The following is a 17510-nucleotide window of genomic DNA, read 5'->3' as shown; positions in this document are numbered from 1 at the left end:
TATTCTCTAGCCCAATATTTCTTCTTCTTTTACCTTCCACAATTCTGCGTCTTGGATAAAAGGTTGCTTGTATACCCTTTTGCCCGTTGCAGCTTTTAGCGCATTGGCCACGGCCCCACCTGCTGGTGGCAGTGTTGGCTCTCCCAACCCTGTTGGAGAAAGTTCATTTTGCACCAAATGTGTTTCTACCACAGCGGCTTCTTTCATACGTCCCAAACGGTATTTATCGTAGTTGTTGGCCGTAGGCTGTCCGTTTTCAAATCCAAAACTGCCGTACATACTATGTCCTATACCGTCAACAATACCACCTTCAATTTGGTTTAACGCGCCCATTGGGTTGATTACAATTCCGCAATCTACAACACAGGTTACTTTTTTAACTACTGGTAGACCATTTTCAATCTGAACATCGGCAACTTCCGCAACGTGCGTATTATGGCAATAGTATGCCACAAACCCTTGGTAAGTTCCTTTAGGCTGTTTTCCCCAACCGGATTTATCAACGGCCATTTTTATAATATTTTGCATGCGCTCCGGCGAATATTGAATTCGTTCATCTTCCGTACCTTTTACCTTTTCCAAAAGGTCTAAACGCATCTTAATTTTATCTACTTCCATTTCTTCGGCAAGTTCATCAAAGAAACTTTGCTCTGCATATGCTAAGAAGTTTGTATATGGTGCACGCCATGCCCCAGTGGTAATATTACTTTTATAATTGGCTACATCTACCTGATAATTTTCTACGGCACCTGCTGGAAAGAAATTAGGAATTAGACCATACATGTTCACATTAATGGCAGCTTCTTTCAATTGATAACCGGTTAATTGTCCATCTTTAATAGCGGCTTTAATCCTATATTTTATGGCCGGTCTGTAAACACCGGTAGACATATCATCTTCTCGTGAAGAAACCATTTTAATTGGTTTTCTTACAGCATTACTAATTTCTGCAGCTTCATATACAAAATCGCCATAGAGCCTTCTACCGAAACCACCTCCCATTCGGGTCATTTCCAAGTGAATGTCCTCTACATCACGTCCTAAAAGTTCTGCTACGGTATTGGCCGCGTCCTCTGGAGTTTGCACAGGACCTACCAAATGAATTTTTTCATCGGTTACGTTGGCAAAAAAGTTCATGGGCTCCATACAGTTATGAGGCAAGAAAGGCGATTCATAAGTGCGTTCCAAAACTTTATCCGCTTGTGCAAATGCCTTATGAACATCTCCATCCTTACGCATGGTAACAAATTCCTTACCATCTAAAAGGGCATTTAATTTTTCATCATGAAATTCATTGCTCTCCAAAGGAGTAGCCTCTTTCCAAGTAGCTTTAATCGCTTTTTTACCTTTAAAAGCATCCCAGGTAGTTTTTGCCAAAACCACAACTTTACCTGACCCACTAAGTTGGGCAGTCCAGTTTACTTTTTCCCCACCTAATAAAGCTTTTGCTTTGTCTCCAATCTGAATAACATCTACAACTCCCGGAAGCGCTTTAGCCTCTGTAGCATCAAAAGAGACTAATTCTTGCCCAAAAGCAGGAGGTCTAAGAACGGAAGCATAAAGCATTCCTTCTTCCTTATAATCAATACCAAATAATGGTTGACCCGTAACAATTTTATCAATATCTACATTACGCCTATCCGTACCTATGATCTTATAATCCTTAGGTTCTTTTAGAGTAACGTTTTCAGGTACTTCCAAAACAGCGGCTTCATCTACAACATCACCGTAACTTAAGGTCTCGCCTGCTTTATTCGTAATTATTCCTTCGCTTACGGAAAGTTCCGATGCATCTACGTTCCAACGTGCCGCAGCGGCATTCAGCAACATTTGCTTGGCCGTAGCCCCTGTTTGACGCAAAGCATCCCATCCAAAACGAATAGACTGGCTACCGCCTGCAATTTGTCTTGTATAGTTCTTTGTATCCAAGGCCCCTTGTTGCACATATACCTTATCCCAAGAAACATCTAGTTCCTCGGCTATGATCATAGGCATTGAAGTTTTTACACCTTGTCCAATTTCCGGGTTGGGCGAAAAAATAGTTACCGCACCGTTTTTGGCTATTTTTATAAAGGCGTTAAAATCATTGTAATTTAAATCCGCCAAATCCACTGGAGGTTTTACATCTGACTTACAGGCTGTAAAAAGGTTGAAACCTATTAAAAGGCCACCACTCGCCAACGACGACGTTCGTAAAAAATTTCTTCGACTAAATTGTATGGATGATTGTGACATGAGCAGTTTGTTATAGAATTGCGGCTTTTGTTCAATTCAAAAGCATAATAGAATTTTTAGGCCATTTTTTCGGCAGCAACACCAACCGCTTTCTTGATACGGTTATATGCGGCGCATCTACAGATGTTACCGTTCATTGCTTCTTTTATTTCCTCTTCGGTTGGATTTGGATTTTTTGCCAAAAAAGCAGAAGCCGTCATCATTTGACCAGCTTGGCAATAACCACACTGTGGCACGTCTACTTCTTTCCATGCTTGTTGTACGGGATGAGAACCATCTTCGGACAAACCTTCTATTGTGGTGATTGACATTCCTTCTGCTGAGGCTACAGGTAAAGAACAGCTTCTAGTAGCGTTACCCTCTACATGAACCGTGCATGCACCACATTGAGCAATTCCACAACCAAATTTTGTGCCTACCATATTTAAATGGTCGCGTAACACCCACAATAATGGGGTATCTTCACTTGCTTCTACCGTATGAGACTTTCCGTTTACCGTGAGTTGATAGGTTGGCATATATTTTCTTTTAATTAAGTTTCTGACTTTAACCTTTACAAGGTATTAAAATTTTAATCTTTCAATCGTATTTTAACAATTTCTTTAGCTTTAACTAGCACTATTTCAACACAAATTTTTCAAAATTCTCCTACTGACAGTGTATAAAGTTCTCACTCGCACAATTAAGATAGAAATATCACCAATCTCACCTCTATCATGTAGAGAATTTTATGTTGATTTTTCATGTTCTTGCCAGAATTTCATTTTCTATTCCATTAAACAAAAGATATCCAAAAATAATTTTGACCGGTTCCGAAAATCCATACCAAACCTTGTCATTAACATTCTTTAACATCTTTTTTTTCCGTCATCATACTTTTAATTGAAAATTTGCGTTGTGATGGTTGAACGTAAAAACCTTGAAAATGAATTCCTCCTTAAATCGTATTTTATTTTTATTCTCAATTGTATTGTTCGTTTCCTGTGGAAATGCCGATGATGATGTAAATTATGCCTTGAATACAGGCGATGGACTCGGAAAAGGACAGCCAGTTGACAAATGTCTTGACCTTGGGGAAAATGACTTAATACTTTCCATACAAGATCAATTTACTAAAGACCCCGGAAAAGTTTCTGTTTTCTTTAAAGTTTCCAATAGTGACGGTACACCGGTATCAGGATTGACCGCAGACCAGTTTACCATTTATGAGCAAGGCCGAAATGATGAGTGTTTTAATACTATTTCAACTTCGGAGTCCAATGCCAGAATTTCACCTAACGAGCAAATATTTTCTAGCAACACCTTGTTAATACTAGATTTAAGTAATAGTGTTTTAAGCGGTAGTTTGGAAGAATTGAAAAGTGCTAGTACCAGCTTTGTTAACACGGTAATGCCGGCCACTACTCAGGAATCGTACAAAATGGCCATCTATTGGTTTGATGGTGAAGATGTCCTGCACGAACTTAACCCTCTAACTTCTGAAAAATCTGAATTGACCGAAGCTATTGCCGGACTCAATAAAGATATAAGCGGTGATGTTTCTACAGACCTTTACGGAGCTGTTATTAAATCTACCGATATAGCCTCAGATTTACTGAGCGAGAGTACAAAAGGCGATAAAATTGGAGCTGCATCCGTAGTTATATTTACAGATGGTAGAGACCAAGCTTCACGCTACTCTAAAGAAGCCGCTCAGAAAAAAGTTGATACGGCAGACCCCAATATTTCTTTTTTCACTATTGGTTTAGGGGCTGAAATAGATACGGAAGCGTTGACCGCTATTGGAAAAACTTCTAGTGAGTTCGCTGCAAATAAAGAAGAACTGGAAGATACTTTTAACAAGATATCCGATTTGGTTTCCGAAAGAGCAAGTAGTTTTTACCTTTTTGAGTACTGTAGCCCAAAAAGAGGTGGTGACAATAACTTAGCCATTCAAGTTAAAAAAGGAAGCTTACAAGGCGCCGTTCAGACGAAATTTAATGCTGACGGCTTTACTGGAGGCTGTGAATAAGACTTTGGTTCTTATCAAAATATAAAAAAAAGACACCTAAATTAGGTGTCTTTTTTTTTGGGCCATATTAAAACTGTGGCATCTCAATATCAAATAATTACGCTGCTATTCAACCTGTTTCTAGAACAGATAATCGAAAAATGTTAATAGGCTTTAACATCTAATTATAGCCCTGCTTCGTATTACTAGTAATCAATATTATAACAAAACATTTAAAATGAAAAAATCGATTATCCTAAGTACGCTTGCCGTTACGTTAATGGCATCTTGTGTTTCTAAGAAGAAATATGTAGCTCTTGAGAATAATTTATCGGAAACGCAGAGCGCATTAACGAAGACTCAAGTTGAGAAAGAAGAACTTGAAGGTAAAATGGCCAAGATAGAAGCTCGCGTTGTAGAGTATAATTCTAAAATCAATTCCTTAAAGGAAATTAACGATAGCCAAATGACTTCTGTTGATGATGTTGCCGTAATGAGCAACAACACCAAAGCGAAGATGAGAGCTACGCTTGCAAAAGTTGACCCTACAAAATTGGCAGGAGCGGAAACTTTACAAGATTCTATGAACTTGGCTATATCTTACAACCTTAAAAAATCTATCTCTGATGATGATGATGATGTGGATGTAAATATTGACAAGACTGTTGTTATGATCAACATTTCTGACAAACTTCTTTTTAACAGTGGTAGCTACCGTGTAAGCAGTAAAGCTAACAAGATTCTTGAAAAATTAGCTCAAGTAATCAACTCTGAGCCAAGCATGGAAGTTATGGTAGAAGGTCACACAGATTCTAAAACCATTAGCACTGAAATGTTCCGTAACAACTGGGATTTGAGTGTAAAGCGTGCTACTAGCGTTGTAGATATCCTTCAGAACAAATACAAGGTAGATCCAACTAAAATGATAGCTGCCGGCAGAAGTAGCTACTTGCCTTTAGTAGATAATGATACAAGAGAAAACAGAGCGATCAACAGACGTACTAAAATTGTTATCATTCCTAACTTAAACAAGTTCTTTGCTCTTTTAGATGCAGAATCGCTTTAATAGCAAATAAACCTAAGTTAATAAACTTGATGGTTAAAAAAGGGAGAACATACCGTTCTCCCTTTTTTTGTGCCGTTTGACGAATTAAAATAATATTAAGTAGGGTTTTTGGCTACTTCGTTGTCTAAAGAACAACGAGTACCCCATATTCGAAAATGAATACCTACATCCTAAGAACACGTGCTATGCTAAATGGCAAAATTAGAACACATGGATGTATTAACAGTTATTATTCAAAACACCGCTTTAAACGGAATGCCTAAATGGTACCAGGCCTTGACCCTTTCGTTATTTGCATTAATTGCAACAATGGCAATTACAATGTACTTTAGAATTGCTATACACGCTTCGGAAATGTCCGAAATGGCTACGCGGTTTGGCTATTAACAGCTAGCCAAAACACCCTTAGCGGTAAATCATTGCATTTTTAAAATTCGTTTTTTTATCGCTATTTAAGTCGATAAGAAAACCATTTATTACGGCATGCGTAAAGACCCCATCCTTTTTAAGAAGAAAGGTTGGGTTTAGCCCTACTTCTATTGAAAAATCAGGCACCTCATACCTCTTACCAATCATATGGATAGGAAAAGGAGATGCCAATTTTGTTGTAGGTATATTTTCGACCCGTACATAGGCATAACCGGATTTTAAAAGAGCGCGTATATCCAAGCTTCCCAAAGCTTCTATAGAACTCAATAATTTAGGGTATACTTTACCTTGAACTATGGTGTGCCCTGTAGCGTCTAAAGTTTCATATCCGTAATAGGTAGAAAGGTCTCCTTGGTCCAGTATCCTACTGCTGTACCAGAAATCGTTATGCCCTTTTTTATCTACCTCCAAACGGTTCATTCCAATATCTAAAATGTAATCTTTTCCCAAAAGAGGATATGTTGCATTTTCAATTTTAAGGTCAAAAAGTTTCCTGTCATTTTCCGGTATTTTGTCATATTCGGAAATAGCATTATCCTTATAATTTTCTTTTGCAATCGTATAGATAGCAGATAGGATAGAAACATAATTCAATTTTCTGATTTCTTGCTTCTCAACATCATTATAATATCCGCCAGACTCAATTAAAATGGTACTTGTACCCCATTTCTGTATGTTATCACCAAACGCTCTTGGTTCAAAGTCATCATTGTAACGCCCAACTTGCCCAGGAGCGTAGTTCTGAATGATATTGTTCATAAAAACAATGACCTTCATGGCATTCCCCCGCTTTTCGTTTATCTCCTTTTCATAGTTGTATGCCGGCGCCAAATAAGAAATGGTAGCAGGTTTTTCGGTTCTTTCCGCATTGTAGTACGTGCTTTGGTCATGCAGGTTAAAACCAAAATCGGCATCCAAACTATCACGTACTCGTTTTAGTGTTTGCCCTTCGGGGGATTGCAATCGCAATGCATCACGATTAATATCAATTCCCAAACGGTTTCTACGTTGAAAAACTTCCGCTCCATCCGGATTTAACATCGGTAGAAAATGTAAGGTGCAATTGGCTAGAATTTCCTGTTTTTCGGAAGAAAAGTCATCACTGTTCAAAAAGTTGAAAATATCAAAAATAGCCTGTGTTGCCGTTGGCTCGTCCCCATGCATTTGTGACCACAAAAAAACATCCGTTTCGCCTTCTCCAATGCTAATCAATGATAACGAACGGCCTTCTATTGAAGTACCAACTTTTGCCACTTTAAATTTTGGATTGGTTTTGCACTTCTCTATCAAAGGCTGTATATCCTTATGCTTAATGCGTCGCTTTTCTAGTAAAGGCTCTTTGTAGGTTTCGTAAGTTTCATAAAGTGAGGTGGTCAAATCTTGCTGCTGCGCGGTAGAATACAAACTTGTCAGCAGAAATAATACAGAAAAAAATACTCTCATCGGGTAATCTATTTTTGGGGTACGGGTTCAAAATTAAGATATTTAACGGCCTGTCTTACCTTGTTCGTAAAATCTTGTCCGGGATCCGTTTTTACGGTACGGTAACCTTTGTCTTTTTCCAGCCATAAAGGATGCCCTTCAAAATTAGTATATTCATAATGCCCTATAACAAAATCTATAGCATATTTATTAGCCAAATATTTAACTAGTTCAATATTGGCTTTGAGCTGTGCTTCTGTGAGTGGTAAGGCCTCCGTACCTCCAACATTCTCTATTCCAATAGCACAATGGTTAAGACCAATAACATGTCTGGCCATTGTGGTCTCCGGTAAAAGTTGGTAAATGGTACCATCGCGGTCTACCATAAATTGAGAAGACACATTTAAACCACTTACATTTTTAATATCAGGTCGCCAATTGGGTAAGGTTGGTGGGCTAAAAGCTTCAAAAGACTCCTCTAGGCTTGGTATTACTGTCCAGTGCAAAACAATCATTTTGGGATCGATAGTGGGCTTGCTTTGCTCCAACCCGTAACGATCTTTAAGATACTCCAAGCTTAGTTGTCTGCGGGTTTCATCAAAGATTATGGGCTTATCTACAATTTTGGGAGACCGTACTGTTTCCTTTACGGGCTTACAGTGCATAAAAACTACACAGCATAAAAGCGCTGCAAGTGTTCTAAATTTTTTAATCATTCTTTTTTAATATCGGCTTCCCGCTTAACACGGTATCTAATTTTAAGTTTCTTTTTACCCCAAACCCTAGCTTTATCAACATCAGAACCCATATAAACATCAATTTTATTTTTCCATCTGCTGTTCATCTTATCCATCACCACATAAACTCCCTCTAGACCTGGAATTTTTACATGGGTACCTCGTTCCAGCCCCAAATCCAATAAATCCTTAGAAATGGCAATAGCTTTCATGCCCGGTGAAAGTGTGTCTCCCCAAGCTGCCAAACTGGGCTGGTCATCTGTCTGCCAATGAACGGAATTATAAGCGGAAACATGCACTTCCTTCGTTTTCCAGATATACTCATTCTCCTTTTCTGTACATGATTGGTACAGAAAAAGAAGCAATAGAAGTACTATTATCTTTCTGAACATAGCTAAAAGGATTTCCTTTAAAGCTACATAATTTTTAAAATACAGGATAAGGTATAGGTTCCCCTCTATGAAACGCCAAAATATTATGTGCCGCAAAAACTGACATTTGATTACGGGCTTCAACAGTGGCAGAACCAATATGTGGTGTAACCGCTACCTGCTCCATAGACAATAAAGGATTGTCTTCTTGCATAGGTTCAGGATCGGTAACATCAAGCCCTGCACCCCATATTTCCTTGTTTTCCAAAGCAATAATCAAGTCCTTCTCATTATGGACCTGCCCCCTTGCGGTATTAACAAAAATTGCTGTAAGTTTCATTTTTTTAAATGCCTCGGCATCAAACTTGAATTTTGTTTCAGGAGTAAGAGCACAATGCACAGAAATTACATCACTCTGCTCTAGAAGTGTGTTAAAATCTACTTTTGTTGCCCAAAGTTTCACTTCCGCTTCTTTGTTTGCAGAACGATTGCAATAAATTACGTTCATTCCATAGGCTCCTTTACAACGGTGGGCAAATTCCAACCCGATTCGCCCCAATCCAAAAACACCAACAGTTTTATTCTTTAGCTCAATGCCCAAATTGGCTTGAGGTCTAAAATGTTGCCATTCACCTTTAGCAATGGTCTTGTGCATATAGAACATTTTTCGGGATACGGCCAAAACGAGTGCAAAGGCCATATCTGCCGTAGCATCGGTCATAGAGTTGGGGGCGTTGGCAATAGGAATACCGAGCTTTTTTGCCTCCTCAACATCAATATTATCATAACCTGCCGCATATTGCGATATGATTTTTAGATGACTGTTCGCATTTAAAAAATCGGCATCCAACTTGTAGTTACTAGTGCTCAATAATGCATCGTGTTTTGCCACTGCTTCATAGAGCTCTTCTTTGGTCATGGGCCGGTCCTTGGTCCATTTAGTTACTTCAAGACCTTCGCTTTTCAGCAAATCAATGCCTTTGTCGGGTATATTTAGAGGTACGAGTATTTTCATGGTAAGCAATTTATAAAATCTAACAGACTGTTTTACAAATTCATTTACTTTTACACTTTTTTTGGTGTATTTTTCATCTCAACATCCCAGAAATTCCATGAAAATTTTCAAACGCATCCTTTTAATTTTATTTGTACTTCTTACCGTGGCCGTATATTTCAATTTCCCCAAACTAAACTTCATTTCTGGTTATGCCTCAAAAAATATGGCCTCAACCGTTTTTATTACGGACCGTAGTGCCGAATCCGTTCAACTTAACGATAATGATGTTCCCCTCATAAAACTTGCCGATGTTGAGACGGACGGCAAGAGTGCCTCGGCCTCTGTTTTTGGGCTTATGGAGCGAAAAGCCATCTGTAATGAAGGTTTGGGCTGTACGCTAGTAAACGATGATTATGACCCAAATACCATAATCCCCACTCCGCAACGTGAAAAACAAAACAATAATTTAAAATTCCCTTACGGGGATGAAGAAGCCAAAGACACCATTTTCAGTAATGTAGATTATGACCAGGTGCAGAAAGCTTTGGACCATGCTTTCTCTAACAATGACGTGCAAAAGACCAGAACGGCGCTCGTAGCCCATAAGAACCACATCATAGGAGAAAAATATTTGGAAGGTTTTACCAAAGACACCCCCATATTGGGCTGGAGCATGACCAAAAGCGTATTGGCCACCTTATATGGCATTTTAGAATACAATGGAAAAATAGACCTGAATACGCCCGTACTTTTAAAGAACTGGGACAAGGACAACAGAAAGAATATTACCTTGAACCATTTGTTACGTATGCAAAGCGGACTTGCTTGGGACGAGGATTATACCGCTATATCCGATGTTACACGCATGCTTTTTATGGATGCTGACATGACCAAGGCACAAGGAGAGAAAGAAGCTATTGCTGCGCCAACTGAAATCTGGAACTACTCCTCGGGCACTTCTAACCTCTTATCCGGCATTTTAAGGAAAAGGTTTAAAACGCATCAAGAGTACATTAACTTTCCTTACAAAGCCCTTATTGATAAAATTGGTATGAGCAGTATGCTCATTGAAACCGATATGAAAGGAAATTTTGTGGGATCATCCTACGCATGGGCCACAACACGGGATTGGGCAAAATTTGGCCTGTTATACCTTAACAAGGGCAACTGGAACGGAGAACAACTTTTTGATGCTTCTTGGGTGGACTACGTTTCCAAACCCACTTTGCACTCAGACGGTACCTATGGCGGCCATTTCTGGCTTAATGCCAACGGAAAATATCCAGATGTACCTAGGGACCTTTATTCCGCTAATGGCTATCAGGGCCAACGTGTTTTTATCATTCCATCAAAAGATTTGGTAGTGGTACGGACCGGACTTGCCGAAGAACCCGATTTTGATATTAACCTTTTCCTCAAAAATATACTAGCCGCAATCAAATAAATCCATCATTTTTGGCTCACGAAACACGTACGAAAAAACTTAAATATCCTTTTTGCGTCGTTACACAACAATTTTACCTTGGCTCGCAACAATAGTTTAGATAAACTACAACCTTGCCGTAAGTTTACAGTGTTACAAAAAACAAAAAGTAAATTTTTTCATTTTCATATAGTGTTCTCGACGAAAGAGCCTTTTCCTTACCGGATGGGCTTTTTCTGGTTTTAAAAGGTTTGATTTTCAATGGTTAGACATCAAAAAATGCTTCACCAAAGTATCATGGAATATATTTATTCTTTCCAAAATTAGGTTTCCGCTTTTCTAAAAATGCATTTCTCCCCTCTTTTGCTTCTTCAGTACCATACGCTAAACGAGTAGCCTCACCTGCAAAAACTTGTTGACCTACCATACCATCATCCGTTAGGTTCATTGCAAATTTTAGCATTTTAATGGACGTAGGCGATTTTTCAAGTATTTCCTGAGCCCATTGATAAGCGGTATCCTCAAGTTCATCATGCGGTATTACAGCATTTACCATTCCCATTTCATATGCCTCTTGAGCAGAGTAATTACGACCTAGAAAAAAGATTTCACGCGCTTTTTTCTGCCCTACCATTTTTGCCAGATAAGCCGACCCATAACCACCGTCAAAGCTGGTCACATCGGCATCGGTTTGTTTAAAGATAGCATGCTCCTTACTCGCCAAGGTAAGATCACAAACTACATGAAGACTATGCCCGCCTCCTACGGCCCAACCCGGTACTACCGCAATAACCGCTTTGGGCATAAAACGTATCTGCCGCTGTACTTCTAAAATGTTAAGACGGTGCATACCGTCCTCCCCTACATATCCTTGTTCTCCTCTAGCCTTTTGGTCTCCACCACTACAGAAAGCATATACGCCATCTTTGCTCGAAGGTCCTTCCGCCGAAAGTAAAACCACTCCAATAGAGGTGTCTTCCTGAGCATCATAAAAAGCCTGGTAAAGTTCACTTGTAGTCTTTGGTCTAAACGCATTACGCACATTTGGCCTATTAAAGGCTATGCGGGCCACACCATTAGATTTTTTATAGGTTATATCTTCAAATTCAATTGCTGTCTTCCAACTTGGTTTTTGCATGAGGTAATTTTTAAGCTCTTGCAAAGTAAAGCAATTTGAAAAAACAAATTAGTATTGTTGAAGCATCAAATTGTTGTTTAAGATGCACATTATCAAAAAAATTGTTACGGTCTTTTAATGTTTTGAGAAAAGATTTTAAAAAATACGTATAAGTGATAAAAAATTCATTTATTGTAAGATATTAACTATATTAATATACAATAAATTAGCTCAATTAATGTCGAATTAGTTAATATGTACCTTGGGTATCAATTTTATAAAATTTCGAACAGAAATACTTTATTCAATTAAACCTTAGTTGCTTGTAAAAGTACAAGCTTAGTTATATGAATATTGAAAATTTTCAAATACAAAATTTAGATAGCGCTATAGCAGAATTAAATGCTATAGCCAGAATAGGCTATTGGATTTTTGATATTGAAACAGGCACATATAATCTTGACCAAGTTTGTTATGAAATACTGCAATGGCCAAATGGCATTGATTTACGTGATGAAAAAACTACTGGGTATTGTAGGAATCAAAGCAAGTGGGAATTTATTAAAAAAATTATAGCAAATTCCGCTAAAACCAACACATCCTTTAACCATGAAGTTGAATTAGAAGTTCCCAACGGAACTTCAATTTGGGTACTGTTAATTGGTAAACGCATTAAATCCTCTGATGAGCGAATAAAAGTTTCTGGAATGATACAGGATATTACGGTCCGTAAAGTTTCGGAGAACGAATTAATTGAAAAAAACGAGCTTCTAAATTTCCAAGAAAACAAAGCCAGTATTGGCCATTGGAAATGGGATTTGGAAACGAATCTAATTACTTGTTCCAAAAATATATCGCGAATCGTAAAAGTGCCTTATGGAAAACGCATTACAATTGATGAATTAACGGAAGCCGTCCATCCAGAAGATATTGAAGACGTTAGGTCTTGTCTCAATAATGCTATTAAAAACAAGAAATTTGAAACATTTTTTCATCGTTTCTTACTAGATGATGGTTCTGAAAGAATTATTCAAGTTTTGGGAGAACCCATCTTAGACGAGAATTCTGATTTAAAAGGTTTTATATGTAGCTCTCAAGACATTACCAAAATAAAACAATTTGAAGATGAACTTTTAGAAAAAAACCAACTCTTTAAAGTTGCTCAAGAGCGAGCTAAATTTGGATATTGGCAATGGGAGGTTGCAAGTGATACTATAATAGGCTCCGAGAATATGGCCCGTCTTCTTAAAATAGAAGAAAACTCAAAGTTTACTTTAGATACTTTATTGAAAGATGTACATCCGGAAGACGAAGACCACGTAAGAACCAGTCTAAAACAAATTATCGAGAAAAAATATTTTGACGGTTTTTCGCATCGCGTCATAATAGATAACAAACTAATCTATGTTAAAGTACAAGGGAAGGTTATAAAAGATTCAAGTGGTGAGATTGTAAATGTTCTTGGAGTTTCCCAAGATGTAACCGACCAAAAAATTATTGAAAATGAGCTTAGAAGTAACAATCAACTTTTAGGTTTTGCTGAACAAATTTCAAAAATTGGTAACTGGCAGTGGGATTTTTCCACTAACCACATAAAATGGTCGGCTAATCTCTACCGCATTTTTGAAGTTGACGAAGGAACACCCATTTTTTTTGATACTTATTTTGGTTTTATTCACCCGGATGATAAAGAAAGGGTTACAACCAAAATAGATGCATTAATAGAGCACAAAAAATTTGAGGGAGTTGTACACCGGATTGTACTAAAAAATGGTAAGATAAAAACGGTAGAATTATTAGCTACTGTAAACATTGACCGTTCTGATAATGTTACTGAAATGCTGGGTACTTTGCAAGATGTAAGTGAACAACGGGCAGAGGAAATGAAGTTTAAAGCTTTATTGGAATCCGCTCCTAACGCAACACTTATTCTTGGTAAGGACAACATTATACAAATGATAAACTTACAGGCAGAACGTCTGTTTGGTTATACGCCGCAGGAGCTGGTAGGCCAATCCATAGACCTTTTGATTCCATCTAGGTTTGATGAAAGACGCGCTCCTCTGAGAGATGCCTTTTACGCCAATCCAGAAATAAAAACTTATGATATTGGTGATGATTTTTATATGTACGATAAACAGAAAAATGAAATTCCCGTTGAGGTAACTCTGGGACCTCTACAATTGGAGGGAGGCTTTCTTTTATCTGTAGTAGTAAGAGATATAACGGCAGAAAAAGATTACCAGCATAAAATTTTAAAAGCTAAAGAAGAACTAGAAGTACTCACAGAAGAATTAACGGCCCAAAATCTACAACTGGCAGATTTTACCCAGATAACATCTCATAACTTACGCGCACCGGTAAGTAATCTAAATTCACTTGTAGATATTTATAAGTTGATTGATAATGAGCAAGAACGAAATGAGCTGTTCGAAAAATTTGAAATTGTAATTTCTCATCTCACCCTAACCCTTAATACGCTCATTGAAGCATTGAGTACAAAAAATGATACTTCCGTAGAACGTAGCGAGGTTTCTTTTAGCGAAGTACTTATGAGAACACAAGAGATATTTACTGCTGAAATCTCAAAATGCAATGCCGTAATAAAAAGTGATTTTTCTGAAGTAGACACTATACAATGCCACAAAATATACCTAGATAGTGTTTTTCAAAATTTAATTGGCAACTCTTTAAAATACAAATCCAAACAACGTATCCCACAAATAGAAGTTACCTCGGAAATAAATGATGGCAACGTAATTTTAAAATTTAAGGATAACGGTTTGGGTATAGACCTTGATAAACACGGTCATAAAATTTTTGGTTTGAACAAAGTTTTCCATAATCATCCTGAAGCAAAAGGTATTGGTCTGTTTATGACCAAAACTCAAATTGAAGCTATGGGAGGAACTATAGCCATAGAAAGTAAAGTAAACGAAGGCACCACCTTTATTATTAATTTTTTTTAAAACATATGAAAAACCCCTTTCACCTTTGTATTGTTGATGACGATGATATCTATAGGTTTACAATTATTCAGTCCGCAAAATTCTTAAAAATCGAACATAAGACCTCGGTCTTTCCCAATGGAGAAGAAGCTATAAATTATATAACAGAAAATCAAAATAATGTAGAGGCTTTACCCCACCTAATACTACTGGATATTGATATGCCCATAATGGATGGTTTTCAGTTTTTAAAAGCTTATCAAGCTCTTGAAGACAAAATAAGCAAGAAAATTGCCATCTATATGGTTTCCTCTTCTGTAGACCCAGAAGATATTGAAAAGGCCAAAAGTTATACATCTGTTATAGATTATTTATCCAAGCCTTTAAAAAGTGAACAACTTAAAGCTATAATAGAAAAATATCTCGTTAAATAGAATTACCAGAGCATGAGAGAATTATTCATTTGAGTTATATCGCAAATTAAACGTAACTTATAAATCTATACTTGATGATATAGACCTAAGTCCCCAAATACGGAGCATGAAAGACCATAAAAATATTATTGGCCCAGACAATGCCAGCGCAATTCGAGCTTTGCTCCGAATAGGCACTTGGAAGTTACATTTGGAAACCAATACTTATGATTTTGATAATGCCGCCTATGACATCCTAGAAATTCCCTATGGCACCATATTACACCGAGGACAAAATGGACCACTAGACCGACCTAAAAAAACATCAGAACAAATTGAAAAGGGTTTAAACAATCTAATAGAATTGGGCATCCCGTTTGATTATGAACTAGAGTTCACAACACCAAAAAAAAACAAAAGGTGGCTTCATATTTTGGCCATGCGAAAATTAGAAAACGGCATTTGTACGGAAGTTGTGGGTATACTCCAGGACATTACCAAAATAAACCATAGGGAGAATAAACTTTTTCAGCAAAATCAATTATTAAATCTTGCCGAACAAAAAGCAAGGTTAGGCCATTGGAATTGGGATTTTAAAACTGATACTTTTACCTGTTCTGAAAATATGTGCCGTATACTGGACTTTGATACTAATACACAAATTCCCCTAAACACTATTCTGAATAATATATATACGGACGATAAGGAATATGTTAAGGAACGCTTGGCAAGCAACCTCAAAAACAAGTATTTTGAAAATTTTACACATAGACTCGTTACCTATAACGGAGAGATAAGAACCATTGAAGTTTCAGGAGATATTTATTTGGATAAAGATGACAATATCATTAATATTCTTGGTGTTTCGCAAGATGTTACTGCTTATAAGAAAATTGAGTTAGAGGTAATCAAAAAGAATGAACTTCTGGCTTTTGCGGAACAAAAGGCATTATTAGGCCATTGGCAATGGAATATAAAAACAGATGAAGTTTTTTGGTCTGCCAACTTGTATTATCTTTTTAAGCAAGAAGAAAACTCCAAACTAGAGTTCGATACTTATTTTGGTTACGTGCATCCAAAAGACCAGCAAGCTGTAACGGTACATTTTAATAATGCTATTGAGGACAAGGTGTTCAATAAGATTATCCATCGTATTCTTTTAAAAGACGGCACTCTAAAATGGATATTATTGTTAGGGGAAGTAATTGTTGATGAAAAAAATGAGATTACAAAGCTTGTTGGCACCTGTCAAGATGTAACCGAACAGCAACAACAAGCAATAAAATTTAAGGGACTGGTTGATTCCGCACCTAGTGCTACGCTAATAATAGGTAGCGGTAATATGGTACAGATAATCAATAAACAGGCCGAAAACCTTTTTGGGTATTCCCCTGAAGAATTAGTAGGGAAATCCGTTGAATTATTAATACCTACCAGATTTGAAAAAAAGAGAGCGCCACATCGTAAAAAATTCTTAGCCAATCCCAAAGTCCAAAAAATTGATCTTGGTGAAGACTTCTATATGATTCATAAATCAGGAAAAGAGATTCCTGTTGAGGTAACCCTAGGCCCTTTGGAGACCGATGAAGGTTTGCTTATTTCTATGGCCATAAGGGATATTACCGCAGAAAAACGTTACGAACGTAAAATTTTAAGGGCAAAAGAGGAACTTGAGATACTTACCGAAGAGCTTACCGCCCAGAATTTGCAGCTTGCGGATTTTACCCAAATAACATCTCACAACCTACGCGCACCCGTGAGCAATTTAAATTCGCTCGTAGATATATATAAACTTGTTGACAACGAAGAAGAACGAAAAGAACTGTTTCAAAAATTTGAAACGGTAATAGACCACCTTACCTTAACCCTTAACACCTTAATTGAAGCTTTATCCGCTAAAAGTAACACCGCCATTTCACGAAGCGATATCAGTTTTAGTAAAACCCTGATAAAAACTCAAGAAATTCTCACTGCCGAAATCACTAGAACCAACGCAGTAATTACAAGTGACTTCACCAAAGCGGACACTATAAAATATCCCAAAATATATTTGGAAAGTATTTTTCAAAATTTGATAGGCAACTCATTAAAATACAAATCCCAAGACAGAATACCCCGTATAGAAATTACCTCAGAACTAAACAATGGCAATGTTATTTTGAACTTCAAGGACAACGGTTTGGGCATAGACCTTAATAAGCATGGACATAAAATATTCGGGCTGAATAAAGTTTTCCATAAGCATCCAGAAGCTAAGGGAATTGGTCTGTTTATGACCAAAACTCAAATTGAAGCTATGGGAGGAACCATATCAATAGCGAGCAAGGTAAACGAGGGCACTACTTTTAGTATTCAATTCTAA

General features: G+C 37.4%; 14 protein-coding genes. 7 read left to right on the top strand and 7 right to left on the bottom strand.

Features of this window, described 5'->3' with window-relative positions; genetic code table 11:
* Positions 1-6: 6 nt before the first annotated feature.
* Positions 7-2235 carry a xanthine dehydrogenase family protein molybdopterin-binding subunit gene (locus KO513_RS01505; protein ID WP_215911977.1) on the bottom strand — a complete coding sequence of 743 codons (2229 nt, stop codon included), beginning with the start codon at positions 2233-2235 and terminating at the stop codon, positions 7-9.
* 56 nt (positions 2236-2291) lie between these two features.
* Positions 2292-2753 (bottom strand): (2Fe-2S)-binding protein, encoded by a 462-nt coding sequence (locus KO513_RS01500; protein WP_215911976.1) that lies wholly within the window; start codon positions 2751-2753, stop codon positions 2292-2294.
* A 407-nt stretch (positions 2754-3160) separates the two neighbouring features.
* Between KO513_RS01500 and KO513_RS01495 the strand changes: the two genes are divergently transcribed.
* The 3 genes from KO513_RS01495 to KO513_RS01485 all read left to right on the top strand — a co-directional run bounded on the left by KO513_RS01495 (position 3161) and on the right by KO513_RS01485 (position 5678).
* On the top strand, positions 3161-4246 hold the full coding sequence (locus KO513_RS01495) for a vWA domain-containing protein (RefSeq protein WP_215440305.1): 1086 nt from the start codon (positions 3161-3163) through the stop codon (positions 4244-4246).
* A gap of 217 nt (positions 4247-4463) precedes the next feature.
* On the top strand, positions 4464-5291 hold the full coding sequence (locus tag KO513_RS01490; RefSeq protein WP_215911975.1) for an OmpA/MotB family protein: 828 nt from the start codon (positions 4464-4466) through the stop codon (positions 5289-5291).
* Positions 5292-5501: 210 nt separating this feature from the next.
* The gene (locus KO513_RS01485; RefSeq protein ID WP_215440301.1) at positions 5502-5678 is read left to right on the top strand and encodes a hypothetical protein; all 177 of its coding nucleotides are present in this window, start codon (positions 5502-5504) and stop codon (positions 5676-5678) included.
* A gap of 18 nt (positions 5679-5696) precedes the next feature.
* Here KO513_RS01485 and KO513_RS01480 read toward each other — a convergent pair whose 3' ends face one another.
* The 4 genes from KO513_RS01480 to KO513_RS01465 are packed head-to-tail and all read right to left on the bottom strand — an operon-like array spanning position 5697 to position 9265.
* Positions 5697-7163 carry a M14 family metallopeptidase gene (locus KO513_RS01480; protein ID WP_215911974.1) on the bottom strand — a complete coding sequence of 489 codons (1467 nt, stop codon included), beginning with the start codon at positions 7161-7163 and terminating at the stop codon, positions 5697-5699.
* Between the two features lie 8 nt (positions 7164-7171).
* Positions 7172-7807: an N-acetylmuramoyl-L-alanine amidase gene (locus KO513_RS01475; RefSeq protein WP_215912131.1), complete on the bottom strand. Its 636-nt coding sequence runs from the start codon at positions 7805-7807 to the stop codon at positions 7172-7174.
* Between the two features lie 47 nt (positions 7808-7854).
* Positions 7855-8271 carry a 3D domain-containing protein gene (locus KO513_RS01470; protein WP_215911973.1) on the bottom strand — a complete coding sequence of 139 codons (417 nt, stop codon included), beginning with the start codon at positions 8269-8271 and terminating at the stop codon, positions 7855-7857.
* A 34-nt stretch (positions 8272-8305) separates the two neighbouring features.
* Positions 8306-9265: a 2-hydroxyacid dehydrogenase gene (locus KO513_RS01465; RefSeq protein WP_215911972.1), complete on the bottom strand. Its 960-nt coding sequence runs from the start codon at positions 9263-9265 to the stop codon at positions 8306-8308.
* Positions 9266-9362: 97 nt separating this feature from the next.
* On the opposite strand from KO513_RS01465, the gene KO513_RS01460 reads away from it, so the two are divergent.
* Positions 9363-10691, top strand: a complete 1329-nt coding sequence (locus tag KO513_RS01460; RefSeq protein WP_215911971.1) for a serine hydrolase domain-containing protein — start codon at positions 9363-9365, stop codon at positions 10689-10691.
* Positions 10692-10965: 274 nt separating this feature from the next.
* Here KO513_RS01460 and KO513_RS01455 read toward each other — a convergent pair whose 3' ends face one another.
* Positions 10966-11808 (bottom strand): 1,4-dihydroxy-2-naphthoyl-CoA synthase, encoded by an 843-nt coding sequence (locus KO513_RS01455; RefSeq protein WP_215440291.1) that lies wholly within the window; start codon positions 11806-11808, stop codon positions 10966-10968.
* A gap of 326 nt (positions 11809-12134) precedes the next feature.
* Between KO513_RS01455 and KO513_RS01450 the strand changes: the two genes are divergently transcribed.
* The 3 genes from KO513_RS01450 (at position 12135) to KO513_RS01440 (ending at position 17510) form a co-directional block, all read left to right on the top strand.
* Complete coding sequence (locus KO513_RS01450) at positions 12135-14756, top strand: PAS domain-containing sensor histidine kinase (RefSeq protein ID WP_215911970.1); 2622 nt, start codon at positions 12135-12137, stop codon at positions 14754-14756.
* Between the two features lie 5 nt (positions 14757-14761).
* The gene (locus tag KO513_RS01445; RefSeq protein WP_215911969.1) at positions 14762-15169 is read left to right on the top strand and encodes a response regulator; all 408 of its coding nucleotides are present in this window, start codon (positions 14762-14764) and stop codon (positions 15167-15169) included.
* A 106-nt stretch (positions 15170-15275) separates the two neighbouring features.
* A complete protein-coding gene (locus KO513_RS01440; protein ID WP_215911968.1) occupies positions 15276-17510 on the top strand; it encodes a PAS domain S-box protein in 2235 nt (744 codons plus the stop codon).

This window comes from Zobellia sp. B3R18 (assembly GCF_018860715.1).
GTDB classification, from domain to species: Bacteria; Bacteroidota; Bacteroidia; order Flavobacteriales; family Flavobacteriaceae; genus Zobellia; species Zobellia russellii.
This window is presented reverse-complemented; position numbering and strand designations above follow the sequence as displayed.

Bases quoted from the DNA above. Each gene is read 5' to 3' on its own strand.
- KO513_RS01440 (WP_215911968.1), top strand. From the start codon at position 15,276: ATGAAAGACCATAAAAATATTATTGGCCCAGACAATGCCAGCGCAATT.
- KO513_RS01500 (WP_215911976.1), bottom strand. From the start codon at position 2,753: ATGCCAACCTATCAACTCACGGTAAACGGAAAGTCTCATACGGTAGAA.
- KO513_RS01480 (WP_215911974.1), bottom strand. From the start codon at position 7,163: ATGAGAGTATTTTTTTCTGTATTATTTCTGCTGACAAGTTTGTATTCT.
- KO513_RS01470 (WP_215911973.1), bottom strand. From the start codon at position 8,271: ATGTTCAGAAAGATAATAGTACTTCTATTGCTTCTTTTTCTGTACCAA.
- KO513_RS01455 (WP_215440291.1), bottom strand. From the start codon at position 11,808: ATGCAAAAACCAAGTTGGAAGACAGCAATTGAATTTGAAGATATAACC.
- KO513_RS01450 (WP_215911970.1), top strand. From the start codon at position 12,135: ATGAATATTGAAAATTTTCAAATACAAAATTTAGATAGCGCTATAGCA.
- KO513_RS01485 (WP_215440301.1), top strand. From the start codon at position 5,502: ATGGATGTATTAACAGTTATTATTCAAAACACCGCTTTAAACGGAATG.
- KO513_RS01490 (WP_215911975.1), top strand. From the start codon at position 4,464: ATGAAAAAATCGATTATCCTAAGTACGCTTGCCGTTACGTTAATGGCA.
- KO513_RS01475 (WP_215912131.1), bottom strand. From the start codon at position 7,807: ATGCACTGTAAGCCCGTAAAGGAAACAGTACGGTCTCCCAAAATTGTA.
- KO513_RS01465 (WP_215911972.1), bottom strand. From the start codon at position 9,265: ATGAAAATACTCGTACCTCTAAATATACCCGACAAAGGCATTGATTTG.
- KO513_RS01460 (WP_215911971.1), top strand. From the start codon at position 9,363: ATGAAAATTTTCAAACGCATCCTTTTAATTTTATTTGTACTTCTTACC.
- KO513_RS01495 (WP_215440305.1), top strand. From the start codon at position 3,161: ATGAATTCCTCCTTAAATCGTATTTTATTTTTATTCTCAATTGTATTG.
- KO513_RS01505 (WP_215911977.1), bottom strand. From the start codon at position 2,235: ATGTCACAATCATCCATACAATTTAGTCGAAGAAATTTTTTACGAACG.
- KO513_RS01445 (WP_215911969.1), top strand. From the start codon at position 14,762: ATGAAAAACCCCTTTCACCTTTGTATTGTTGATGACGATGATATCTAT.